This window comes from Corynebacterium guangdongense (assembly GCF_030408915.1).
Classification (GTDB): domain Bacteria; phylum Actinomycetota; class Actinomycetes; order Mycobacteriales; family Mycobacteriaceae; genus Corynebacterium; species Corynebacterium guangdongense.
In genome coordinates, this window is sequence record NZ_CP047654.1 from 2,045,550 (window position 1) to 2,068,173 (window position 22,624).

Annotated in this window: 21 protein-coding genes; 5 read left to right on the forward strand and 16 right to left on the reverse strand. The window is 68.2% G+C overall.

What is annotated here, in order from left to right; translation table 11 throughout:
- Positions 1-273 precede the first annotated feature (273 nt).
- Positions 274-1,344 carry a YihY/virulence factor BrkB family protein gene (locus CGUA_RS09625; RefSeq protein WP_290195118.1) on the reverse strand — a complete coding sequence of 357 codons (1,071 nt, stop codon included), beginning with the start codon at positions 1,342-1,344 and terminating at the stop codon, positions 274-276.
- 220 nt (positions 1,345-1,564) lie between these two features.
- Here CGUA_RS09625 and nrdF point away from each other — a divergent pair, with 220 nt between their 5' ends.
- Complete coding sequence (nrdF, locus tag CGUA_RS09630; protein ID WP_290195120.1) at positions 1,565-2,551, forward strand: class 1b ribonucleoside-diphosphate reductase subunit beta; 987 nt, start codon at positions 1,565-1,567, stop codon at positions 2,549-2,551.
- Positions 2,552-2,590: 39 nt separating this feature from the next.
- Here the strand turns inward: nrdF and CGUA_RS09635 are convergent, their stop codons facing one another.
- Entirely contained in the window at positions 2,591-3,622 is a 1,032-nt protein-coding gene (locus CGUA_RS09635) for a glycosyltransferase (protein ID WP_290195121.1), read from the reverse strand.
- A gap of 382 nt (positions 3,623-4,004) precedes the next feature.
- Between CGUA_RS09635 and CGUA_RS09640 the strand changes: the two genes are divergently transcribed.
- On the forward strand, positions 4,005-5,012 hold the full coding sequence (locus CGUA_RS09640) for a hypothetical protein (RefSeq protein WP_290195123.1): 1,008 nt from the start codon (positions 4,005-4,007) through the stop codon (positions 5,010-5,012).
- Between the two features lie 44 nt (positions 5,013-5,056).
- Here CGUA_RS09640 and CGUA_RS09645 read toward each other — a convergent pair whose 3' ends face one another.
- From CGUA_RS09645 to paaZ, 4 genes are all read right to left on the reverse strand, one after another.
- Complete coding sequence (locus CGUA_RS09645) at positions 5,057-6,361, reverse strand: lipopolysaccharide biosynthesis protein (RefSeq protein WP_290195125.1); 1,305 nt, start codon at positions 6,359-6,361, stop codon at positions 5,057-5,059.
- A gap of 189 nt (positions 6,362-6,550) precedes the next feature.
- Positions 6,551-7,744 (reverse strand): glycosyltransferase, encoded by a 1,194-nt coding sequence (locus CGUA_RS09650; protein WP_290195127.1) that lies wholly within the window; start codon positions 7,742-7,744, stop codon positions 6,551-6,553.
- Positions 7,745-7,816: 72 nt separating this feature from the next.
- Complete coding sequence (locus CGUA_RS09655) at positions 7,817-8,938, reverse strand: glycosyltransferase (protein ID WP_290195129.1); 1,122 nt, start codon at positions 8,936-8,938, stop codon at positions 7,817-7,819.
- A 306-nt stretch (positions 8,939-9,244) separates the two neighbouring features.
- A complete protein-coding gene (gene paaZ / locus CGUA_RS09660; protein ID WP_290195131.1) occupies positions 9,245-11,329 on the reverse strand; it encodes a phenylacetic acid degradation bifunctional protein PaaZ in 2,085 nt (694 codons plus the stop codon).
- 137 nt (positions 11,330-11,466) lie between these two features.
- On the opposite strand from paaZ, the gene CGUA_RS09665 reads away from it, so the two are divergent.
- Positions 11,467-11,865 (forward strand): PaaI family thioesterase, encoded by a 399-nt coding sequence (locus CGUA_RS09665; RefSeq protein WP_290195133.1) that lies wholly within the window; start codon positions 11,467-11,469, stop codon positions 11,863-11,865.
- Here CGUA_RS09665 and CGUA_RS09670 read toward each other — a convergent pair.
- The 10 genes from CGUA_RS09670 to paaI form a co-directional block, all read right to left on the reverse strand.
- Complete coding sequence (locus CGUA_RS09670) at positions 11,862-12,746, reverse strand: 3-hydroxyacyl-CoA dehydrogenase family protein (RefSeq protein WP_290195136.1); 885 nt, start codon at positions 12,744-12,746, stop codon at positions 11,862-11,864. The genes CGUA_RS09665 and CGUA_RS09670 overlap by 4 nt on opposite strands.
- A gap of 12 nt (positions 12,747-12,758) precedes the next feature.
- On the reverse strand, positions 12,759-13,517 hold the full coding sequence (locus CGUA_RS09675; RefSeq protein ID WP_290195138.1) for an enoyl-CoA hydratase/isomerase family protein: 759 nt from the start codon (positions 13,515-13,517) through the stop codon (positions 12,759-12,761).
- A 2-nt stretch (positions 13,518-13,519) separates the two neighbouring features.
- Positions 13,520-14,725 (reverse strand): acetyl-CoA C-acyltransferase, encoded by a 1,206-nt coding sequence (locus tag CGUA_RS09680; protein WP_290195140.1) that lies wholly within the window; start codon positions 14,723-14,725, stop codon positions 13,520-13,522.
- Between the two features lie 51 nt (positions 14,726-14,776).
- Positions 14,777-15,553, reverse strand: a complete 777-nt coding sequence (locus CGUA_RS09685) for an enoyl-CoA hydratase/isomerase family protein (protein ID WP_290195142.1) — start codon at positions 15,551-15,553, stop codon at positions 14,777-14,779.
- A 20-nt stretch (positions 15,554-15,573) separates the two neighbouring features.
- Positions 15,574-16,746, reverse strand: coding sequence for a 1,2-phenylacetyl-CoA epoxidase subunit PaaE (paaE, locus tag CGUA_RS09690; protein WP_290195143.1), 1,173 nt, complete (start codon positions 16,744-16,746; stop codon positions 15,574-15,576).
- Positions 16,743-17,297: a 1,2-phenylacetyl-CoA epoxidase subunit PaaD gene (gene paaD / locus CGUA_RS09695; protein ID WP_374725041.1), complete on the reverse strand. Its 555-nt coding sequence runs from the start codon at positions 17,295-17,297 to the stop codon at positions 16,743-16,745. Before paaD ends, paaE begins: the two co-directional genes overlap by 4 nt.
- Positions 17,291-18,118, reverse strand: a complete 828-nt coding sequence (gene paaC, locus CGUA_RS09700) for a 1,2-phenylacetyl-CoA epoxidase subunit PaaC (protein WP_290195146.1) — start codon at positions 18,116-18,118, stop codon at positions 17,291-17,293. Before paaC ends, paaD begins: the two co-directional genes overlap by 7 nt.
- On the reverse strand, positions 18,115-18,402 hold the full coding sequence (gene paaB, locus CGUA_RS09705) for a 1,2-phenylacetyl-CoA epoxidase subunit PaaB (RefSeq protein ID WP_290195148.1): 288 nt from the start codon (positions 18,400-18,402) through the stop codon (positions 18,115-18,117). The genes paaC and paaB overlap by 4 nt, the downstream gene beginning before the upstream one ends.
- Positions 18,403-18,433: 31 nt before the next feature.
- The gene (gene paaA / locus CGUA_RS09710; protein ID WP_290195149.1) at positions 18,434-19,438 is read right to left on the reverse strand and encodes a 1,2-phenylacetyl-CoA epoxidase subunit PaaA; all 1,005 of its coding nucleotides are present in this window, start codon (positions 19,436-19,438) and stop codon (positions 18,434-18,436) included.
- A gap of 140 nt (positions 19,439-19,578) precedes the next feature.
- Positions 19,579-20,037, reverse strand: a complete 459-nt coding sequence (gene paaI / locus CGUA_RS09715; protein WP_290195151.1) for a hydroxyphenylacetyl-CoA thioesterase PaaI — start codon at positions 20,035-20,037, stop codon at positions 19,579-19,581.
- Positions 20,038-20,192: 155 nt separating this feature from the next.
- Between paaI and CGUA_RS09720 the strand changes: the two genes are divergently transcribed.
- Together CGUA_RS09720 and CGUA_RS09725 are read left to right on the forward strand one after the other, a co-directional pair.
- On the forward strand, positions 20,193-20,828 hold the full coding sequence (locus tag CGUA_RS09720; RefSeq protein ID WP_290195153.1) for a TetR/AcrR family transcriptional regulator: 636 nt from the start codon (positions 20,193-20,195) through the stop codon (positions 20,826-20,828).
- Positions 20,829-21,085: 257 nt separating this feature from the next.
- Complete coding sequence (locus CGUA_RS09725) at positions 21,086-22,396, forward strand: AMP-binding protein (protein WP_290195155.1); 1,311 nt, start codon at positions 21,086-21,088, stop codon at positions 22,394-22,396.
- The last annotated feature ends 228 nt before the right edge of the window (positions 22,397-22,624 follow it).

Consider the following 22,624-nt stretch of genomic DNA (forward strand, 5'->3'; position numbering starts at 1 on the left):
TGTGTCTTCGGTAAAGAACATCAATTTGACCTTAACAACTAAATGTGCGACAGGTAACCGTTTCTTTATCCCGCTGGCCCTGCCAGCCCAATATCCCGGGCCAGCATTCCCCCGGGAGCCGGGGCCGGCGCCCGGGACGAGCGCCTGACTATCGCCCCTATCCCCCTGGTGGGCCCACCTCCGGCGGCCGGGGACCCGTGCGCGGCGGTGGGCCGTGCCCGATCGAGGCGGCCCAGCCGCCGGGGCGGCAGGGGCCACCCCGGCGGGGCTGGCCTACCCCCGCGGCTCCCCACCCTCCCGCTTCCCAGCCGGCTGTCCCTCCATCGAGGTGCGGATGTCGCGCGCCTGCTCCACCAGGCTCGTGCGCACGCGGTCCTGGAACTCGACGCCCTTGCGGCCGCGCAGGGGCAGATCGAACTCCGACTCGAAGGCGTGCCCCTGGCGCAGCTGGCGCACCCGCTCGGACTCCACGTCGATCATGAGCCCGAAGACGACGATGATGTTCATCGCCCACAACGTGAAGATGACCGCGAGCACCGAGCCGAGCACCCCGTAGGGGCTCAGCCCCGTGAAGTAGCGCAGGTAGACGAAGAAGACGGCGCCGACGGCGGCGATGCCCGTGGTGGCGAAAGCGGAGCCCGTGGACAGCCACCGGATGCGCGGCGCGCGCAGGTTCGGCGTGAAGAAGTAGAGGACGTCGATGAGCAGCACGATGATCACCACCATGACCGGCCAGCGCAGCCAGGCCCAGACGGGCAGGAAGTTCTCGGTCAGGAAATTCACCGCCCCCTGGATGCCCAGCGGGCCGGCCACCGGCCGCAGGAGCGTCTCCACCAGCGGCTCGTTGACGGTGAGCGCGGCGATGACGGCGACCACGCCGATGATCTGCACGGCGGTGACCAGGACCATGCTCCCCCACAGCCGCACCGGGTTGCGGCCCTCGGTAACGCCATAGGCCTGGTTGGCGGTGCGGGCGAAGGCGCGCACGTAACCCGAGGCGGAGAACAGCGACACCGCCACGGAAATGACGAGGCTGATCAGGCCCTCGGTGCGGGTGCCGACCACCATCTCGACGACGTCGCCGGCCAGGTTCCGGTAGTCGGGCGGGACGTAGGTGGCGATGAAGTCCCCGGTGGTCTGGATGACCAGCGCCCAGTTGTTGGCGAGGATGAGCGTGCCGATGGCGTAGATCGCCAGAATCGTCGGCGCGAACGCAAGGATGGAGAAAAACGTCAGCTTCGCCCCGTTGTCGATGCCCGGCCCCAGCCAGAACGACAAAAACGCCCGGCGGAGGATGTACCGGCGGTCCCCGAACGTGAGGCGGGTCTTCTTGCGAACGGTCACCCTCCCAGTCTGGCATATCGGCGGGGTCCCGGACCGCCGCCCGGAAACGGGACGCCGAGCCGGCGCGGGCGGCGCCGGTGAGCACACAGGTTCGCCGAGCGGGCTCTTGGTGGGTAGCATGAGCGGGACAATAATTGGGCGGCGGACGTGCACGGCTGCGGCGATCAGGCGTCGGCAAGCAGGCCCCGCCCTGTCAGGAAGAGGAGAGCAGGACACCCCCATGACTCAGGCCAAGCAGATCAATTCCCCCGCCGACTACCACGACGGCGACGTCGTCGACTCCATCAACTGGAACGAGATCCGCGACGAGGTCGACCTCGACATCTGGAACCGTCTCACGACGAACTTCTGGCTGCCCGAGGCCATCCCGGTGTCCAACGACAAGCAGTCCTGGGAGCGCATCACCGAGGCCCAGCGCGAGGCCACCATGAAGGTCTTCACCGGCCTGACCATGCTGGACACGCTGCAGGGCACCGTCGGCGCGGTCTCGCTCATCCCGGACGCCGCCACCATGCACGAGGAGGCCGTCTACACCAACATCTCCTTCATGGAGTCGGTGCACGCGAAGTCCTACTCCAACATCTTCATGACCCTGGCCTCGACCCCGCGCATCAACAACGCCTTCCGCTGGGGCCGCGAGTCCGAACAGCTGCAGTACAAGGCCCGCCGCATCCTGGCCTACTACCAGGGCGAGGACCCGCTGAAGAAGAAGGTCGCCTCCGTCATGCTGGAGTCCTTCCTCTTCTACTCCGGCTTCTACCTGCCGCTGCGCTTCTCCTCCATGGGCGAGCTGACCAACACAGCCGACATCATCCGCCTGATCATCCGCGACGAGGCCGTCCACGGCTACTACATCGGCTACAAGTTCCAGAAGCAGGCCGGCGAGAAGCACCCGGAGATGCTCGACGAGATCATCGAGCTGCTCATGGACCTCTACGAGAACGAGGCCGCCTACACTGCCGAGATCTACGATCCGATCGGCTGGACCGAGGACGTCCTGGCCTTCCTGCGCTACAACGCCAACAAGGCCCTGATGAACCTCGGCTACGAGGCCCTCTTCCCCGTCGACGACACCAAGTTCAACCCGGGCGTCATGACCTCCCTGGACCCTTCGGCCAACGAGAACCACGACTTCTTCTCCGGCTCGGGCTCCTCCTACGTCATCGGCAAGGTCGAGGAGACCGACGACGACGACTGGGACTTCTAGGACCCGTCTGCTTGCCGGGCATCGCGCCGCTCGCCGGCGTCAGCGCCCCACGAGGGAGGCCGCGACCTCGAGGATCGCGTCAGCGGAGTGGTTCGGGCTGAGCTCCTCGGCCTCGATCAGCGCGACAGCCTCGGGGTCCCCGAACGGGTGCCGGGCGATGAGCTCGGCCAGCGCCCTCGGGGAATCGCCCGGGGCGAGGTTGACCACGGGCAGGCTGCGGGTGCCCTTCACGTCGAAGGCGAACACCGGGCGACCGATCGCCAGGGATTCCAGCCCCACCCGGGGCAGGCCCTCCCAGGTCGAGGTCAACAACAGGGCATGGGAGCGGGCGATGTAGTCGTCGAACCGGGGAACCCGTCCGGCCAGGGTGATGTCCTCGCCCAGTCCCAGTTCCTCGATCTGCTCCTCGGTCTGCGTCAGCAGCGGGCCGTCTCCGCACATGGTCAGGTGGCACGGGGTTCCCAGGCTTCTGAGCTCCGCCATGACCTGGACGGCCAGCTGGGGCCTCTTGCGGTGCGAGAATTCCCCGCCCCAGGCCAGCCGGATCCCGTCTGTGACGGGCGGCATCGGGCTGCGGGGAAATTCGTCCAGGGGGACGCCGACTCCGCTCGGCAGCCGGTGCACCCGCTCCGGGTCGAAATTACGCCGGAACCACTGTTCGTCGTCGTGGTTGATCACCACGACGGCGTCGGTGTTGCGCAGGACCGCCTTCTCCGCCAGCTGCCACATCCGGCTGCTGATCCCCTTGGGGCTGTCCCAGTGCAGGCCGTGGCAGAAGTAGATGACCGGGACACCCACCGGGCGGACCCTGGCGATGAACGACGCCGTCGCCGTGTTCGTGATGACGACGTCCAGATCCCTGGACTTCACCCACCGTGCGACGTCGCGATGTCCCCGCAGGTTCTTGAGGGAGGGCCTGCGCGACAGGTTCTTCAGAATGTCGTGGTTGCCCTGCGCCGGGGTTTCCGCCGCGGTGACGACCTCATGCCCCTTTTCTTCCCACCTGACGATCAACGGGGGGAAGAAAGCGTCGATTGTGGAACCGATGCTGGCTAAGACTCCGATTCTCATGTCAGCGTACTTCCTTAACTCGAAGGTCCCGGACGTAACAGCAATACTAGCTGGATAAGTACGCCCTGAGGGCGGAAACGGATCCAACCTAATAGTGTCCTGAGATTCAGCGCCGTACGGTCGAGGTCCCCCTCGTAGCGCGGGCTCCTTTGATGCAGGACCCGGGACATACGCCCCGGCGGCACCCGTTTTCGGGAATACTGTGCCGCATAACCCCGAAATCGGCTCCCACGGCGGCCGGAAGAAGGAATAGTGGAGCCATGTACCGGCACCGGCCTGAGATGAAGTCACCCGTGACTCGCCTCAGTCCGCCAACTCTCGAAGCCGAGCAGAAGACCCGACCGATTGTCGTCAATGAGTTGCGCGAAGGTGGAGCACGATGGTGACCCTCTCGAAACTGCAGGCCGCTACGGACGCCCCCGGCCCCCGGCCGATCCGCTCCGTGCCGGAGACCGTCGTCGTCTCCGCCGTGTTCACGGTGCTCCTCACCGCCTTTCCCTGGCCGAAAATTTTCGAGTCCATGCAGGGCGCCCCACTCTACGACCGCGGCAACTACCTGGAGCAGATCGAGGACGGCTACCTCACCTACGACTGGTTTTCCTATGACTCGGTCCTGGAATACTTCACCTACGAATACCTCTGGGGGTGGGCCCTGCGCCAGCTGGCGGATCTGGGGATCCCCGGGGAGACCATCCTCAATGCGGTGGCGGTGGCCTTCCTCTTCAGCCTCAGCTGCACCGTGGCGTATTACCTGCCCGTCCCCTACCTGCTGCTGCTGGTCAATCCGCTGGTCCTCACGATGGCGTATTCGCAGTCGCGCTCCGCCACGATGGCCACGCTGCTCTTCCTGGCGGCGATCACGTTCCGGCGCCACAGGATCCTCGCCGTCGCGCTCGTCCTCGTCGCCACCTTCGTGCACACGTCGACGCCGCTGTTTCTGCTGCTCTTCTTTTCCGCGTACTACAAGCGCGACTCCTGGGGACAGCCCAATTCCGTCGTGCCGCCGATCCTCGGCGGCGCCGTCGTCAGTCTGCTGACCGGCCCCCTGATGGGTGACGTCCTCAGCGTCCTGAACGATCGCCGTGCCGAGGAATACGACATGGCCGCGGGATGGCTGTTCCTTTCCTTCTGGGCGTACTGCCTGGTGTTCTGCGTCCTCATGTGGCGGAGGATGGGCCAGCTCCTGCCCGTCCGGCTGGCGGTCGCCGTCTTCTCGCTCGCCGCCTTCAGCATCATCTTCGGCGGCTACCCCTCGCGGTTCATCTCCGTGTTCTTCGCCTGCGTCGTGGTGGCCCTCGCCATCGACTTCGCGACGTACCGGCGCAGCGCTCTCACGCTGAGCCTCTTCACGGTGTATTCGCTGCTCCTGTGGTACCTGCAGATGCGCTGACGCCGGGGCATCCGGCAGGCACCTGACTCAGCGCGCCGGCCGGGTCAGGGCGACTCCTGGTTGGCCCCGTCCGCCCGCTTGGCCGCGATCAACAGCCCCAGTCCGAGAATCAGGTTGCACACCGCCGAGGACACCGCGAAGGCGGCCACCGACGCCTGGGGCTCGCCCCAGATGGTGGCGGAGACGAAGACCGCACCCAGGCTGACCGCCAGCGCGATGATGTTGCCCACCAGGAGGAAATCCTGCCGCCCGATGACGGGGGCCAGTCTGACCGCCGGCACCTGGGCGAAGATGACGGTGGTGGGAATCGCCAGCCACCTGACGTATTCACCGGCCTCGCGCCACTCCTGGCCGAAGAAGAACCCGAACAGGGCCGGCGCGAACATGCTGCCCAGGATGAGCACCGCCCCGGGTCCCACCAGCAGCAGGGTGGACTTGAGGGCGCCCCGGAACACCGGCTCCCTCTGCCTCCAGCGTTCGGCGTAATGGGAGTAGAGCACATTGCCCACGGCGCCACCGACGACGTTGGAGGGAAGCGTCATCGCGGTCAGCGCCAGGGTGAACCAGCCCGCCACCGCCGTCCCGAACGATGAACTCAGCAGAATCACCGGGGCGCCCTGGCCCGCGGCGTAGATGAGGTCGGTGGGCGTGCGCAACAGGGGGAAGTCCTTCCTCGACTTCGCCTCCCGCAGCAGCGCCTTCCAGGACATGTCCCCCTTCCCGGGCTTCTCGTCTGCCGGGACCTTCCGCCTCCGCAGTGACAGCATCGCCGCGTAGAGGCCGGGCCCGAAGGTCGAGATCACCGCCAGGGTGACACCCGTCGGCGAGAATCTTCCCGCTATCGCCCTCGACCCGTTGAGCAGGAGGGCATGCACCGTCGCCACCATGCTCAGGGAACGGAACTGGTTGGCACGGATGGCGCCGTACACCGCGATTTCCTGGCACGCCGTCAGCAGCACCGCGATCGGCAACAGGAGCACCAGCCAGCCCAGTTCCGCCAGGCCGAGCCGGCTCAGTAACTGCTCCGGAGCCAGCACGATGATGAGACCCAGCACGAAGGAGTTGGCTCCGGCCACCAGCAGCGAGAGCCGCCGCACCCGGAAGGCTTCCTGCTCGTCCTCGGCGATGACGATGGCCATGGGATAACGGAACGCGACGATCGGCGAGAGCACGCTGATGGCGGCGAGAAACACCCCCTGGATGCCGTACTGTTCCGGCGAGTAGATACGCGTGATGATGGGGGCGAACGCGATGGTGACCAGCTGCGCCAGGGTGTTTCCGCCCGCCACCATGGCGATCCGGCGCATCAGGGTGTTCTGGATGATTCCGGCGACACTCGGTTTCCTCACTGCTCGTCCGTTCCTTCCCTCGGCCCCCGGGCAGACAACGGCAGGCGATTGCTGGTCCTGTGCCGGGGCACGGGCCCGCCCGGCGGGGAGAACGCACCAGAGTCGGGGCCGGCCGGCGACCCGGACACGTCGCACCTGCCCCCCGCCGAGGGGATCCCCGCCTGCGCCCCCGTGAGGGGAGATCGAGCGTCACTCACCGAAGATGGCGGCTTCATAGCGGGCGGACACACTGTGCAGGGAGTAGCCCTCCACGACGATCTCGCGGAGAGTCTTTCCCTCGCGGTCCAGCTGGGGCTGCGTGGCGCTCAGCTGGCGCAGCATCTCCTGCGCCAGCTGCTCGGCGTCGCCGGGCGGGACCGGGGTGACCGCGCCATTGGTCAGCTGGGCCACGACGCCCACGTCGGTGCTGGCCACCCGGGTCCCCGCCGCCATGGCCTGGATCATCACGTTCGGAAAGGCTTCCGCCTTGGAATGCAGCACGAAAAGGTCGGAGGTGGCCATCAGCTGGGCCAGGTCGTCTCTCGGGCCCAGCAGGAGGACGTCCCTGCCCACCTCGAGTCCGGCGGTCTCGACCTCGTCGACGAGAAGCTCGTTGTCGGCGGTGACGTTGGGGCCGCACAGCAGCGCCACGACGGGCGATTCCAGTTCCCTACGGACGGTGGCGAAGGCGCGCAGGAGGGTCCGGTGGTCCTTGATCGGGTCCCAGCGCCCGGCGGAAATCACCGTCTTCTGCTCCGCCACGTCCACGCCGGTCTGCTCCTTGAGGTACTCGGGGGAACGGGCCTGCGGCGTGTAGACCTCCGTGTCGCACCCGGTCGGGGCGATGCCCTGCGCCCGGGGTCGGAAACCTATGCCCAGGTGCTTCTCCTGGGAGGCCTCGCCGTTGAAGGCGATGGCGTCGGGGACCCGGCTCGCGGCCGCGCACAGACGCATGATCAGCCAGGTCAACGGCTTGTTTGTTTTCCAGGCCAGGTCGGCGTGGTTGATGATCCAGGACAGGCGGGTGGCCCGGCGCAGTTTCGTGAACAGCGAGAGGATGTTCGTGTGGTAGGACCAGGAGCACACGGCGTCGGCGTCGCGCGTCACCTTGGCTAGGGTTTTCAGGGCGGACACCGGCGCGGATTTGGGCTGCAGCTCATAGACGCTGTGGCCGTTGCGGCGCAGCCTCTCGACGAAGTAGTCGCCCTGGCCGAGGGTGACGACGACGTTCTCCGCCTTCCTGCTCTTCTCCCCCTGCGTGACGATGTTGAACAGCATCGTTTCCGCCCCGCCCATACCCAGGCCGTTGATCAGATGGACTACCTTCATCGGACGCTCCTCCTCGCCGCCGGGTGGCATCTGAAGCTCCAGGCCAGCTCGCCAGCGGCGGTCATTGTTCTTCATGAATGTTTCGGGCTACTGCACTCACGCGTATTCGCCGGCGCCGCGACCACCGGGCGCCGGCCGGGACCAGGCTCACAGGGCACGTTCCTCACCCCCGCCCGCCGTGAGCAGGCTCCGGTATTTCCCGACCGCGATCGCGGAGTCGAAGTCGGCGGCGCGCGCCTTCGTGGGAATCCGGTCGTCCCGGGACAACGTCTCCACGATCGCCTCCGCCAGCGCCTCGTGATCGCCGACGTCCACGAGCTTGCCCCACTTCCCGTCCTCCAGGATTTCTCTCGGCCCCGTCTCACAGTCCGTCGACACCACCTGGGTGTCGCAGGCCAGGGCCTCCAGGAGGACGCCGGGCAGCCCCTCCGAGCGGGAGGAGAGCACGAAGACGGCGGCCTTGCCCAGGTAGGCCGGGACGTTGGAGACGAAACCGGGGAAGGAGACGCACTCCTCCAGCCCCAGGGAGGCGACCAGGTCTGTCAGGCGGGAGGACTCCTCCCCCTCGCCCAGGATGACCAGGCGCGCCGGCTGCTTGTCGACGACCAGCGCGAAGGCACGGATCAGGGTCTCGAAGTCCTTGACCGGGACCAGTCGGCCCACCCCCACGATGACGGGCGGGCCGGGCTCGTCGAGCCAGGGATGATGGGCAGGATCGGCCGACCTTCTCGAGATTTCCGCCACCTCCAGCGGGTTGAGGACGGCGCTCACCCGGGCGGGGTCCAGCCCCAGGGAGGTCACCAGCTGGTCTCTGATCCCCTCCGAGACGGTGACCGTGTGGTCGGCCATCATCAGCGCCCGCCGCTCCAGCCGGAGCAGGAACTTTCCGCGGGCGCCGGCATGGGCCGAGGCGGCCATGGAATTGTGCACCGTGAGCACCACCCGGCTGTGTGGGGAGAACAGCCGGGCCAACCAGGCGGTGGCGATGTTCGCGTGACCGAGGGCGGACATCACGCTCCGGGGGCGCCGCCGGTACAGGTAGCGCGCGTACCCGGGGATCGCCGTGAGCAACCGCGAGGATTTGAGGTCCACCACGTTCACGCCGTCCGCCACCAGCTCCCTGTTCGGTCCCGCGGCGTTGACGACCACCAGGTCCACCTGTTCCCCGGCCTCGGCCAGCCCGTTGGCGATCATGACCATGATCCGCTCCGCCCCTCCGCCCTGCAGGTTGGGGACGAACAACGAGATTCGCGAATTGTGCTCAGTCATAGCTTCTCTATCCTGACCTCTGCGAAAATTGATCTGACGGACCATCGTTCTCACGCCCGGAAAGGGTGTTCCGGAGAGCCGGTCGCCTGGCCCCGGATGAACTCCCTGGTGAACGGCTATTTTTGGATGTGTAACCTACATTACATAATGGGAGGGGCCCGCCGCGGGCACTTTCCGCAGATTCGTCCTGGCGCACGCGAATTCTCGGCGCCCTGGCCGGTCCCCGCTACCGCCCATCCCCGGAAACCGGTGACGCCCCCGCCGGAGTCCACCGGTGGGGGCGTGCCGTGCGTGCGCTGTCCGGGCCTACTTGCCCCAGTTGACGTAGGTCTCGCTGACCTGCTCGTTCATGGTGAGCACGTCGTAGGTGGCGACGAGTTCGTCGTCCTGGTTGAACAGGGCGGCGTCCCAGCAGACCTCGGCGTAGTTGTCGGTCACGCGCGGGGTGATGCGCTTGGCGGTCAGTTCGATGCGGACGGTGTCGCCGTAGGTGACCGGCTTGACGAAGCGCAGGTTCTCCAGGCCGTAGTTGGCCAGGACCGGGCCCGGCTCCGGGGAGACGAAGAGTCCGGCGGCCCAGGAGACCAGCAGGTAGCCGTGGGCGACGCGCGCCGGGAAGAAGGGGTTGGCCTGGGCGGCTTCCTCGTCGACGTGGGCGTAGAACTTGTCGCCGGTGGTCTCGGCGAAGTCGAGGATTTCCTCGATGGTGACCTCGCGCGGATCGGAGGCGAACTGGTCACCGATGCGCAGGCTGGTGCCGTCCTTGCGGAAGGGGTGCTCGGCGGTGCCGGCGGTGACCTCGGCGCGGGTGACGCGGTTGACGTCGGCGCCGCGGTACCACTGGCCGGTGATGGCGGTCAGGTGGTTCGGGGTGCCCTGCAGGGCGGTGCGCTGCATGTAGTGCTTGATGGCGCGGACGCCGCCGAGCTCCTCGCCGCCGCCGGCGCGGCCCGGGCCGCCGTGGACCAGGTGCGGCAGCGGGGAGCCGTGGCCGGTGGAGGTCCTGGCGTCGTCGCGGTCGAGGAAGTGCAGGCGGCCGTGGTGGACGGCGATGCCGCGGCCGATCTCGCCGGCGATCTCGTTGTCGTGGGTGATGACGGAGGCGACCAGCGAGCCCTCGCCGCGGGCGGCCAGGCGGACGGCGTCGGCGGTGTCGGTGTAGCCGATGACGGAGACGACCGGGCCGAAGGCCTCGACCGAGTGGACGGCGTCGGTGTCGGCGTCGTCGAAGACCAGGACGGTCGGCTGGAAGAAGGCGCCGTCGGTGGCGGCGCCGCCGGTGATCACGCGGCCGCCGGCGTCGATGAGTTTCTGGGTGGCCTCGGCGACGTCGCGCGCCTGCTCGGTGGAGACCAGCGGGCCCATGGTGGTGCCCTCGGCGCGGGGGTCGCCGGCGGTGACCTTCTCGTTGAGGCGCTGGGCCAGGGCCTCGGCGACGGCGTCGACAAGCGGCGCCGGGACGATGGCGCGGCGCACGGCGGTGCACTTCTGCCCGGCCTTGGCGGTGACCTCGTTGAAGACGGCCTTGACGTAGATGTCGAACTCCGGGGTCTCCGGGGTGACGTCGGCGCCGAGGATGGCGGCGTTGAGGGAGTCGGCCTCGGCGGTGAAGCGCAGGCCGCGCAGGCGCACGGCGTCGTGGGAGCGCAGGGTGGCGGCGGTCCGGGCGGAGCCGGTGAAGGCGACGTGGTCGCGGTAGTCGAGGTGGTCGAGCAGGTCGTGGGCGGAGCCGGAGATCAGCTGCAGGGAGCCCTCCGGGAGCAGGCCGGACTCGAGCATGATGCGCACGCAGGCCTGGGTGATGTAGCCGGTCGGCGTGGCCGGCTTGACCACCGAGGGCATGCCGGCGATGAAGGCGGGGGCGAATTTCTCGAGCATGCCCCAGACCGGGAAGTTGAAGGCGTTGATCTGCACGGCCGCGCCGGTCATGGTGGTGTAGACGTGGGTGCCGAGGAAGCTGCCGTCGCGGGAGAGGATCTCGGTGTTGCCGTCGATGATGACGGTGGAGTTCGGCAGCTCCCGGCGCGCCTTGGAGGAGAAGACGAACATCGTGGTGATGCCGCCGTCGACGTCGACGCCGTTGTCGCGGCCGGTGGCGCCGGCCTTGGCGGCGAGCTCGTAGAGCTCCTCCTTGTGGTCGTTGAGGTGGGCGGCGAGCTGCTTGATGATGCCGGCGCGCTGGTGGATGGTGAGCTCGCGCAGGTTGGCCTGGCCGACGGTGCGGGCGTAGTCGATGGCGCCGGCGATGTCGAGGCCCTCGGCGCTGACGCGGGCGACGACCTCACCGGTGCTGGCGTCGAGCACCTCCTTGGCGCGGACGTCCTCGGCCGGGCTGATCCACTGGCCGCTGAGGAAGGAGGGGGTGATGGTGTCGATGAGCGAGGCGGTCATGGCGGGTCCTTTTCAAGTAGTGGTTCCTGCCGGGCCGATTAAGTGACCGACCGGACGGTAAGGAATTGTGGTTAGTATAAGGCTCTGGGGAATTAATGGAACCCCCTGAGCGAAACAACGATGAAGGGGTGGTCCTAATGACTGATATGTGGAAGATCGTGCTGGGCGAGCTCGACAAGAAGATGGGCGTGGAGATCGTGGAGGAGTCGGCCGAGCGGGTCGTGGCCACCATGCCCGTCGACGGCAACCGGCAGTCCCTGGGGCTGCTGCACGGCGGGGCGATGGTGTGCCTGGCCGAGGCCGTCGGATCCTGGGCCGCGGTGATTCACGCCAGCACCCTGGGCAAGGTGGCCGTGGGCGTGGACATCAACGCCACCCACCACTCCTCCGGCCTGCAGGGCCAGGTTACCGCCACCGCCACGGCCATCAGGCTGGGGCGGACGCTGACCAGCCACGAGGTGCTCATCACCGACGACGCCGGCAAGCGCCTGTGCACCGCGCGCATCACCAACGCCATCGTCGACAAGCGCGGCTAGCTGTAGTCGTAGAAGCCCTTGCCGGCCTTGCGGCCCAGCTCGCCGCGCTCGACCATGTCGCGCATCAGCTGCGGCGGGGCGAAGCGCTGACCGAGGGTGGACTCGAGGTACTCGGCGATGCCCAGGCGCACGTCGAGGCCGACGATGTCGGTCAGTGCCAGCGGCCCGACCGGGAACTTGTAGCCCAGGACCATCGCGTTGTCGATGTCGCGCGGGCTGGCCACGCCCTCCTCCACCATGCGGATGGCCTCCAGCGCGATGGCCACGCCCAGGCGCGAGGAGGCGAAGCCCGGGGCGTCGTTGACGACGATGGGGGTCTTGCCCAGGCCGCTGACCCACTCGCGGGCCTGCTCGACCAGGCCGGCCGGGGTGGACTCGGCGACGACGATCTCGACCAGCTTGGAGGCCGGGACCGGGTTGAAGAAGTGCAGGCCGATGACGTCGTTGTCGACGCTCAGCGCCAGGTCGGAGACCGAGAGCGAGGAGGTGTTGGTCGCGATGACCGCCTCCGGGGCGAACTCGGCGATGGTGGCGAAGGAGGCGGCCTTGAGCTCCAGGGACTCCGGCACCGCCTCCACCACCAGCGGCAGGCCGGCGAAGGCGGCGTGGTCGGTGGTGACGCTCAGGCGGGAGAGCCACTCGTCGAGGCTGCCCTGCGCGCCGCGCTTGAAGGAGCCCTCGGAGTCGCGGGTGATGCGCTCGCGGGCCGCCTCGATGGCGGCGTCGTTGATGTCGACGACGGTGACGTGCGCTCCGGCGGCAAGGAAGGAGTGGGCGATGCCGGCGCCCATGCGGCCGCCGCCGAGGACGCCGACGCGGGCGGGGACGGAGCCCTCGTTGGCCTGGATGAGGTTCTGGGACTGGGTCTGGGTCTGAGGCATGATTGCGATGTCCTATCGGTTCTTCTTGCGGTCGAGGAAGGCCTGCATGCGGTCGAACTTGGCCTCGGACTCGAAGAGCACGGCCTGGGCGATGTTGTCGACCGAGGGGTGGGCGGATTCGGGCAGGGCCATGACGGCCTTGGAGATGCGCACGGCCAGCGGGTCCTGCGCGGCGATGCGGTCGGCGAAGGCCTGCGCGGCGTCGTCAAGCTGCTCGGGCGCGTGCAGCTCGTTGATGAGGCTGGCCTCGCGCGCCTCGGCGCCGTCGAGGATCCGCCCGGCCAGGAGGATCTCCTTGGCCAGGGACTCCCCGACGAGCTTGCGCAGGCGCCAGAGGCCGCCGGCGGCGGCGATGATGCCCAGGCCGGTCTCCGGCTGGCCGAACTTGGCGCGTTCGGTGGCCACCCGGAAGTCGGCGGCCAGGGCCAGCTCCAGTCCCCCGCCGAGGGCGTAGCCGTCGATGGCGGCGATGACCGGGGCCGGGAGGGTGGCGATGCGGTTGAAGATGGTGTTGTTGATGCCGCGCAGGGCGTCGTCTCGGCGGCGCTGGCGCAGCTGGCCGATGTCGGCGCCGGAGACGAAGATGCCCCTGCCCTCATGCTCGCAGCCGGTGAGGATGAGGATCTTCGGGTCGTTCTCCAGGCGGGCGCAGACCTCGTGGAGCTCGGCGACCATGGTCTCGTCGATGGCGTTGCGCACCTCGGGGCGGTTGAGGCGGACGGTGACGCGGTCCCCGCTCTCCTCCCAGATCAGGGTGGTGAATTCTGACATCACTACACCCTCTCGATCGCGATGGCGGAGCCCTGGCCGACGCCGACGCACATGGTCGCCAGGCCCTTCGTGCCGCCCTCGGCTTCCAGGCGGTTGAGCAGGGTGATGGTGATGCGCGAGCCCGAGGAGCCCAGCGGGTGGCCCAGGGCGATGGCCCCGCCCCAGGCGTTGACCTTCTCCGGGTCCAGCTCCAGCTCGCGCATGCAGGCCAGGGACTGGGTGGCGAAGGCCTCGTTGAGCTCGACGGCGTCGAAGTCCCTGATGCTCCAGCCGATACGCTCGGTGAGCTTGCGGGTGGCCGGGACCGGGCCCAGACCCATGACCTCCGGGGCCAGGCCGGCGTTGGCGGCGCCGACGACCCGGGCCCGGGGCTTCAGTCCGTAGCGCTCGACCGCGGCCTCGGAGACCACGAGGATGGCCGAGGCGCCGTCGTTGAGCGAGGAGGAGTTGCCGGCGGTGACGACCTCTCCCCCGGCCACGACCGGGCGCAATTTGCCGAGCACCTCGGTGGTGGTGCCCGGGCGCGGACCCTCGTCGGTGTCGACGATGGTGACGTTGCCCTTGCGGTCGGTGAACTCGACGGGCACGATCTCGGCGTCGAAGCGCCCGGCCTCGATGGCGGCCCGGGCCCGGGCCTGGGACTGCGCGGCGAAGGCGTCGGCGTCGGCGCGGTTGATGTCGCGCACGCGTGCGACCTCCTCGGCGGTCTCCGGCATGGAGTAGGTGGTCTTCTCCTGGTCCTGGAAGATCGGGTTGGTGAAGCGCCAGCCGATGGAGGTGTCGAAGGCCTCCCCCGGCTTGGCGAAGGCCGTGGTCGGCTTCGCCGTCACCCACGGGGCCCGGGACATGGACTCCACGCCGCCGGCGAGGACCACGTCGGCCTCGCCGGACTTGATCATGGCGGCGGCCTGGGCGATCGCGCTCATGCCGGAGGCGCACAGGCGGTTGACGGTGATGCCCGGGACGGTGTCGGGGTAGCCGGCCAGCAGCCAGGCCATGCGGGCGACGTTGCGGTTCTCCTCGCCGGCGCCGTTGGCGTTGCCGAGGATGACCTCATCCACGGCCGCCGGGTCGACGCCGGATTCCTCGATGACCGCGCGGATGGTCAGCGCGGCCAGGTCGTCGGGGCGGACGGAGGACAATGCGCCCCCGTAGCGGCCGACCGGGGTGCGGCGGCCGGACACCAGATAAGCGTTCGGGTTACTCATGAACGGAAACTCTCCTCGCTCGAAAAATCGGACTCTCGAAATGATTGGGGGTCAGCGGCCGGCGAAGGCCGGGGTGCGCTTCTCGTTGAAGGCGGCGAAGCCTTCGGCGTAGTCCTCGGTGCCGCACAGCCGGCCCTGCTCGACGTTCTCGACGTCGATGCTCTCCCACATGCCGGTGGAGCGGTCGCGCAGGTCATGGACCAGGGCGCGGCTGGTGAGGAAGGCCTGGGTGGCGCCGCGGGCGGCGCGGGCGGCGCGCTCGCGGGTGAACTCGAGCAGCTGATCGGCCGGGAGCGCGCGGGAGAAGAGCCCGGCGCGGGCGGCCTCGGCGCCGGACATGAGCTCGCCGGTGATGATCAGGTCCATGGTGCGGTGCGCGCCGAGGCGCTCGTAGAACAGGTGGTGGCCGCCGGAGTCGAGGGTGGCGCCCAGGTTGGCGAAGGGGGAACCGATCTTGGCGTCCTCGGCGACGTAGACGACGTCGGTGGCGATGGCCAGACCCAGGCCCACGCCCAGGCAGGGCCCCTGGACGGCGGCGAAGGTCGGGGCCGGGAACCGGCTCATCTGCTTGAGCACCGGGGTGACCTTGTTGGCCAGGTAGTCGGTGGCGTCGTCGTCGGCGGGCACCACGCCCTTGATGTTGCGGCCGGCGCAGAAGCCCTTGCCCTCGCCGCGCAGGAGGAGGGCGCGGACGCCGGCGCGCTCGGCCTCCATGTAGGCGTCGGCAAGCTCGCTCAGGTCGGCCTCGCTCAGGGCGTTGCGGGCGGCCGGGTTGTTGAGGACGATCTCGGCGACGTTGGTCTCGGTGTCGATGTGGACGTCGATCATGGGCACGGCTCCAATAACTCTTAGGCGTCGTAGTCGACGGTGAGGGTGTCGGTGGTCGGGCGGGTCTGGCAGGTCAGGACGTAACCGGCCTCGACCTCCTCGGGCTCGAGGGCGTAGTTCTCGTCCATCTCGACCTCGCCGGTGATGACCTTGGCGCGGCAGGTGCCGCACACGCCGCCGGCGCAGGCGTAGGGGACGTCCGGGCGCGAGCGCAGGGCCGCGTTGAGGATGGTCTCGTTGGCCGAGACCGGGGACTCGCTGGTGGAGTCGGTGCCGTCGAGGTGGAAGTTGATCGTGTAGGTCTTCTCGTTCGAGTCGATCTGGATCTGGCGGCCGCGCGCCGGGGAGGGCCCGTCGGCCGGGTCGCCGGTGGTGAAGAGCTCGAAGCGGACCTTCTCGGCGGCCACGCCACGGGCGGCGAGGGTGTCGCGAATCATCTGGACGAACTCGAAGGGGCCGCACAGGAACCACTCGTCGACGCGCTCGACGTCGATGACGCGGTCGAGCAGCAGGTCGAGCTTCTCCTGGTCGAGACGGCCGGAGTAGAGCGGGTTGGGGCGGTTCTCCCGGGTGAGGATGTGGTGGGCGGCCAGGCGGGTCGGGTACTTGTCCTTGAGGTCGCCGATCTCCTCGGCGAACATGACGTCGTTCTGGCCCTTGTTTGAGTAGACCAGCTCGACGTCGGCGTCATTGGTGCGCTCCAGGAAGGCCTTGGAGATGGCCATGACCGGGGTGATGCCGGAGCCGGCGGCGAAGGAGACGATGTGCGGCTTGGCGGTGCGCGCACTCTCGGCGTCGACCAGCGCCTCCGGGTTGTTCATGCTGGTCACGTGCACCTTGGAGGTGAACGCGCCCTGCGGGTTCATGACCTCGATGGTCATGCCGGGGGCGAGTTCCTCGTTGGCCCAGGTGGAGAAGAGGCCGCCGAGGTCCTTCTTGATGCCGACGCTGATCGTGCCCGGGTCGGAGACGTCGCAGATGGAGTAGGAGCGGCGCACCTCCTGGCCGTCGAAGTCGCGGCGCAGGGCAACGTACTGGCCGGGCAGGTAGTTGTAGTCCTCGCGCAGCTCCTCCGGGACGTCGAAGGTGACCTCGACGGAGTTCTCGGTCAGCGGGCGGACCGAGGCGACGGTCAGCGCGTGGAACTTCGCGCGGCGGCGGGCCGGGGCGGGGGTCTGGGTTGGGGAGGTCATCGCAGCACCTTGAAGTAGTCGAAGGGCTCATGGCACTCGTTGCAGGAGTACAGGGACTTGCACGAGGTTGAGCCGAAATGGCTGAGTTTGCGGGTGTTGAGCGAGCGGCAGCGCGGGCACGCCACCGGCGGGCTGAGGGTGAGCGGGATCGGGCCGGCCCCACGCCGGGTCTGCTCGGAGGGTGGGGCGATTCCGTACTCCTGGAGCGCGTCGCGCCCCACCGGGGTCATCCAGTCGGTGGTCCATGCCTCGTCGAGGCGCAGTTCCACGACGGCCTCCGGCCAGCCGGCGTCGGCCAGGGCCACCTTCACGTCGGTGGTGATGGTCTCCATCGCCGGGCAGCCGGAGTAGGTCGGGGTGATGGTGAGGACGGGGATTCCCGACTCCATTCGCACGGCGCGGAGGATGCCGAGGTCAGCGATGGAGATCACGGGAATCTCCGGGTCCGGGACGCCGGCGGCGACGTCCCACACCTTCTGCAGCTGCGGCTCGGTGGGTCGGAGCGGGTGCTCCAGGTTCGGCGCCAGCAGCGGATGGGGTTCGGTCACCATGTCGCCCCCGGGTGGCGGCGGGCCAGGGACTGCATCTCGGCGAGGATGTAGCCGCGGTTCTCGCTGTAGACGCCGGTGCGGCGGCCGGACATGACCGGCTTGGTGGTCGGAACCTGCAGGCCGGCCTGGGCGATGATGTCGGTGATGCGCCGGTCGAACTCGGGGCGCAGGCTGGACGGGAGGACGGCGACGCCGGTCAGGGCGGTGTGGACGTCCAGGTCCTCGAAGAGCTCGTCGACGTAGGGCCACATGACGTCGAGGCCGTTCTGCATTCGGGCGTGGGACTCCTCGGTGCCCAGGCCCAGGCGCAGCAGCCACTGGGAGGCGTGGTCGACGTGGTACTCGAGTTCCTTGACCACCTTGGCGGCGATGTTGGCCAGCGTCCGGTCCTCGGAGTCCAGCAGCGCGGTGTAGAGGCCGTAGGCGTAGTAGGAGTAGATCAGGCCGCGGGCGATGGTATGGGCGAAGTCGCCGTTGGGCTGCTCGACCAGCGCCGCGGAGCGGAACTCCTCCTCGTCGCGGAAGTAGGCCAGCTCATCCTCGGTCTTGCCCCAGGCGCTGCCGGCGTAGGTGTAGAGGAAGCGGGCGTGGCCGATCATGTCGAGCGCGATGTTGGCCAGGGCGATGTCCTCCTCCATCTCCGGGGCGCGCGAGATCCACCAGCTCAGGCGCTGGGCGTGCATGAGGGAGTCGTCGGCCAGCGTGAGGGCGTAGTCGGCGACGGCCTCCGGGGCGCGCACGCCCGAGGCGGCGATGTCCTCGGCGGTGATGCCGTCGCCCATCTTCTGCTTGGTCGCGGAGTCGTTGGTCGTGATGCTCACAGGTGCTTCACTCCTTCTGCCTGGCTGTAGTAGGTGGCGTGGCGGTAGTTCTTGCCGGAGGCGGACTCGAAGAAGCCGCCCTTGGAGTCAGGGTCGGAGGAGGTGATGGTCTCGGTCGGGACGACCCAGACGCTCGAGCCCTCGTTGCGGCGGGTGTAGAGGTCGCGGGCGTTGCGCAGGGCCATGGTGTCGTCCGGGGCGTGCAGGGAGCCGGCGTGGACGTGGGAGAGGCCGCGGCCGGTACGGACGAAGACCTCGTAGAGGGGCCAGGTGTTCTCGCTCATGGGTGGGTGCTCCTACTTCTTGGTGGTGGGGTTAGGCGATCAGGGCGCCGGGTTCGGACTGCTCTGCTTGACGACGCACGTAGGCCGCCGCCGCCTCGCGCACCCAGGCGCCCTCCTCGTGGGCCTGGCGGCGGTGCTTCATGCGCTGCTCGTTGCACGGGCCGTTGCCGGAGACGACGGACTTGAACTCGGACCAGTCCAGCTCGCCGAAGTCGTAGTGGCCGCGTTCCTCGTTCCACTTCAGGTCCGGGTCCTCGAAGTGCAGGCCCAGGGCCTCGGCCTGCGGGACGATCATGTCGACGAAGCGCTGGCGCAGCTCGTCGTTGGAGAAGCGCTTGATGTTCCAGGCCATGGACTGCCTCGAGTTCGGGGACTCGTCGTCCGGCGGGCCGAACATCTGCAGGGCCGGGCCGTAGAAGCGGTTGATGGCTTCCTGGGCCATCTGCTTCTGCTCCGGGGTGCCGTTGGCCAGCTCGTAGAGGATTTCCCAGCCCTGGCGCTGGTGGAAGGACTCCTCCTTGCAGATGCGGACCATGGAGCGGGCGTAGGGGCCGTAGGAGGCGCGGCACAGCGGGACCTGGTTGGCGATGGCCGCGCCGTCGACCAGCCAGCCGATGGCGCCGACGTCGGCCCAGGTCCGCGCCGGGTAGTTGAAGATGGAGGAGTACTTCGCCTTGCCGCTGAGCAGCTGCTCGACCAGCTCTTCACGGTCGGTGCCGAGGGTCTCGGCCGCGGAGTACAGGTAGAGGCCGTGGCCGGCCTCGTCCTGGACCTTGGCGATGAGGATGGCCTTGCGCTTGAGGCTCGGGGCGCGGCTGATCCAGTTGGCCTCCGGCTGCATGCCGATGATCTCGGAGTGGGCGTGCTGGGAGACCTGACGGGTCAGGGTCTTCCGGTAGCCCTCGGGCATCCAGTCGGTCGGCTCGACGCGACTGTCGTCGGCGATGAGCTGGTCGAAGTGCTTCTGTCCTGACACGTCGGCGTCCAGGTGCGCTGCGCGCTGGCCGGTGATGTCGGAAGCGAATGTGGTGGTCATCGTTCCTCCTGCGGTCTATCGGTGGGCGGTGTCTGATCGTCGGGCTGAATTACTAACCGATTGGTCGGTCAGTTTATGGATGCGAGCTGGGTCACGTCAAGGGCTGCGACGTGAGGCCGGTGGACCGGGGGTGATTCGGGTTACACCGAAGGGACTACCCGGGAAGTGCCGCGAAACTCCGCCACCAGCTTCCCGCCGCAGGTCACGGCCACATCCGTGACGCCGTTGCGGCCCCACGTCGCGCGGTTGACAGCATGCCCCTCCACGGTGTCGCCCACGCGGGCCGGGGAGACGAAGTGCACCGACAGCTGCGCCGCGACGGCCGGCTGGCCCGGCGCGTTGCACACGCCGGCGAAGAGCGCGTCGGCGAAGGTGGTGATGACCCCGCCCTGGGCGGTGCCGTGCCCGTTGCACATCCACTCCTCGACGACAAAGCGCCCACGCACCTCGGTCTCGCTGAGCTCGGTGACGGAGAGCCCGAGGGACTGGGACATGCGGTCGGACTCGTACATGGCGCGGACGTGGTCGAAGCGCTCCCCCTCCGCGACCCCGGGGGCGAGAATGGCGTGGGCGGTGCCGGTGGCTGCTGTCTCGGTCATGGTTCTCACTTCTCTCTCAGGTGAAGGTAATTACCCACCGCTCGGAAGGTAATGTCGTCAGAGACTACGTTGTCCCGCCCCCGGCGGGGAGGACCTTTCGGACCATTCACCCCCACCGGCGGCCCACCCCGACCCGCCTTAGAGAGGTATCTCCAGTGGCAGCCACACCCCCGCCGACCACCCACTCATCTACCGCCCGGGAGAGCGGCGCGCGCGGGCGCCCCGGCTATTCACGGGAGCAGATCATCCGCATCGCCGTCGCCGAATTCAACGCCCACGGCTACGAGGCGACGTCGATGGGCAAGCTGGCCGACCGCCTCGGCATCTCGAAATCGGCCATCTACCACCACGTTTCCTCCAAGGAGGAGATCCTGGTCGAGGCCACCGACCACGCGCTGAGCGAACTGACCGCCGCGCTTGACGACGCCGCCACCGCCGACGGCGACTCCCGGGAGCAGCTGCGCGCCGCCATCTTCGGCGCCACCACCGTCCTGTGCGCCAACCCCGACGAGGTCACGCTGCTGATTCGCCTGCGCGGCAACACCGAGGTCGAGCAGGAGATCATGGAGCGCCGCCGCAGCATCACCAGAGACTTCATCTCCCACGTCAAGGCCGCCCAGCAGGACGAACTCCTGCGCACCGACATCGACGCCGCCCTGGCCGGCCGACTCACCCTCGGCACGATCAACTCGATCACCGAGTGGTACCGCCCGACGGGACTGCTCCAGCCGGAGGAGCTGGCGACCGCCGTGACCTCGATGGTGATGGAGGGTCTGGCCAATCGCCCCTGACCTGGCGCTTCCTTCGATTGATCACACTAAGTTACGGGTCCGTAAGGGGTGATCGGCAGGGGTGACCGCCGCCCGATATCGAATGAGACCCTTGACCTTCGGCGAGTTCGTTGTAGCCTGTGTCACAACGAACTGACCGATCGGTTGGTTTTGTTCATAAAGTCTCCCCAGCCACGACACACGCTGAACTTCCCGGGTTCCCCACCACCGTCCCGCGGAGCTTCACCAGTCGCCACGGTGCTCAACGAAGGAAAAACATGACTGCCGCAACCGTCACCTCCACCCATCACGGCCCCCAGACCGGCATCGAGTACGCCTCCCGCGACGAAATCACCGCGCTGCAGACCGAGCGCGCCAAGAGCACCCTGCGCCACGCGTACTACAACGTCGAGCACTACCGCCGCGAGTTCGACAAGCTCGGCGTCCACCCGGACGACTTCCGTGACCTCAGCGACCTGTCGAAGTTCCCCTTCACGGAGAAGGAGGACCTCCGCCGCGAGTACCCCTTCGGCATGTTCGCCGTCCCCAGCGACAAGCTGGTCCGCATCCACGCCTCCTCCGGCACCACCGGCCGCCCGACCGTCGTCGGCTACACCCGCAACGACATCGAGATCTGGTCCGACCTCGTCGCCCGCTCCCTGCGCTACGGCGGCGTCCGCGCCGGCGACAAGGTCCAGGTCACCTTCGGTTACGGACTGTTCACCGGCGGCCTGGGCGCCCACTACGGCGTCGAGAAGCTCGGCGCCATCGCCATCCCCACCTCCGGCGGCCAGACCGAGCGCCAGCTCCAGGTCATGCGCGACTTCCAGCCGGATGCCATCCTGGGCACCCCCTCCTACATGCTCAACGTCCTCGACCGCATGCGCGCCGAGGGCCAGGACCCGCGCGACTGCTCGCTGCGCGTCGGCATCATGGGCTCCGAGCCGTGGTCCGAGGGCATGCGCCGCGATCTCGAGCAGGGCTTCGGCATCGACGCCACCGACATCTACGGCCTCTCCGAGGTGCTCGGCCCGGGCGTGGCCCAGGAGTCGGTGGAAACCAAGGACGGCCTGACCTTCTGGGAGGACCACTTCTACCCGGAGATCGTCAACCCGGAGACCGGCGAGCCGGTCCCGGACGGAGAGTACGGCGAGCTCGTCATCTCCTCCCTGACCAAGGAGGCCTTCCCGGTCATCCGCTACCGCACCCACGACCTGACCCGCCTGCTGCCGGGCTCGGCCTGTTCCATGCGCCGCATCGAGCGCATCAGCGCCCGCAACGACGACATGATCATCCTGCGTGGCGTCAACTGCTTCCCGAGCCAGTTCGAGGAGCTCATCGTCAAGGACCCGACCCTGCGCCCGCGCTACCAGTGCGTCCTGTCCAAGAAGGGCCGCATGGACCACCTGACCCTCGTGGTCGAGCAGGCCCCGGGCTTCGCGCAGGCCGACGCCGACATCTCCGCCAACCGCCTGCGCAAGGCCATCAAGGACAACATCGGCGTCAGCGTGGACGTGGAAATCCGCGACTATGTCGACTCCGGTGAAGGCAAGGCCAAGCGCATCGTCGACAACCGACCGCGCGCCTAGCCACACCCCAGGTTCTCCCCCGGCACCAGTACCACCGCCACGTCTCGCGCGTGGTCTGGTGCCGTTGTCGTCCCCATTTACTTTTCACCCTGTTGTTCTGATTGCTTCGCTGATTGCTTCGCCCCTCATTTCTTTGAAACGTCACGTTTCAGCACCCCAAATAGCACCGCCCCCCCTTTGTCCCGCACCATTCCGGCCTGACCCGCCCCAAGGGTCCCCAACAGAAAG

What these genes read in the sequence shown, in the direction of transcription:
- CGUA_RS09650 (WP_290195127.1), bottom strand. Translation starts at nt 7,744, where the DNA reads ATGAAGAACAATGACCGCCGCTGGCGAGCTGGCCTGGAGCTTCAGATG.
- CGUA_RS09675 (WP_290195138.1), bottom strand. Translation starts at nt 13,517, where the DNA reads ATGTCAGAATTCACCACCCTGATCTGGGAGGAGAGCGGGGACCGCGTC.
- CGUA_RS09670 (WP_290195136.1), bottom strand. Translation starts at nt 12,746, where the DNA reads ATGCCTCAGACCCAGACCCAGTCCCAGAACCTCATCCAGGCCAACGAG.
- paaD (WP_374725041.1), bottom strand. Translation starts at nt 17,297, where the DNA reads ATGGTGACCGAACCCCATCCGCTGCTGGCGCCGAACCTGGAGCACCCG.
- CGUA_RS09725 (WP_290195155.1), top strand. Translation starts at nt 21,086, where the DNA reads ATGACTGCCGCAACCGTCACCTCCACCCATCACGGCCCCCAGACCGGC.
- CGUA_RS09685 (WP_290195142.1), bottom strand. Translation starts at nt 15,553, where the DNA reads ATGATCGACGTCCACATCGACACCGAGACCAACGTCGCCGAGATCGTC.
- CGUA_RS09635 (WP_290195121.1), bottom strand. Translation starts at nt 3,622, where the DNA reads ATGAGAATCGGAGTCTTAGCCAGCATCGGTTCCACAATCGACGCTTTC.
- CGUA_RS09680 (WP_290195140.1), bottom strand. Translation starts at nt 14,725, where the DNA reads ATGAGTAACCCGAACGCTTATCTGGTGTCCGGCCGCCGCACCCCGGTC.
- paaE (WP_290195143.1), bottom strand. Translation starts at nt 16,746, where the DNA reads ATGACCTCCCCAACCCAGACCCCCGCCCCGGCCCGCCGCCGCGCGAAG.
- paaZ (WP_290195131.1), bottom strand. Translation starts at nt 11,329, where the DNA reads ATGACCGCCTCGCTCATCGACACCATCACCCCCTCCTTCCTCAGCGGC.
- CGUA_RS09655 (WP_290195129.1), bottom strand. Translation starts at nt 8,938, where the DNA reads ATGACTGAGCACAATTCGCGAATCTCGTTGTTCGTCCCCAACCTGCAG.
- paaB (WP_290195148.1), bottom strand. Translation starts at nt 18,402, where the DNA reads ATGAGCGAGAACACCTGGCCCCTCTACGAGGTCTTCGTCCGTACCGGC.
- CGUA_RS09665 (WP_290195133.1), top strand. Translation starts at nt 11,467, where the DNA reads ATGACTGATATGTGGAAGATCGTGCTGGGCGAGCTCGACAAGAAGATG.
- nrdF (WP_290195120.1), top strand. Translation starts at nt 1,565, where the DNA reads ATGACTCAGGCCAAGCAGATCAATTCCCCCGCCGACTACCACGACGGC.
- paaA (WP_290195149.1), bottom strand. Translation starts at nt 19,438, where the DNA reads ATGACCACCACATTCGCTTCCGACATCACCGGCCAGCGCGCAGCGCAC.
- paaI (WP_290195151.1), bottom strand. Translation starts at nt 20,037, where the DNA reads ATGACCGAGACAGCAGCCACCGGCACCGCCCACGCCATTCTCGCCCCC.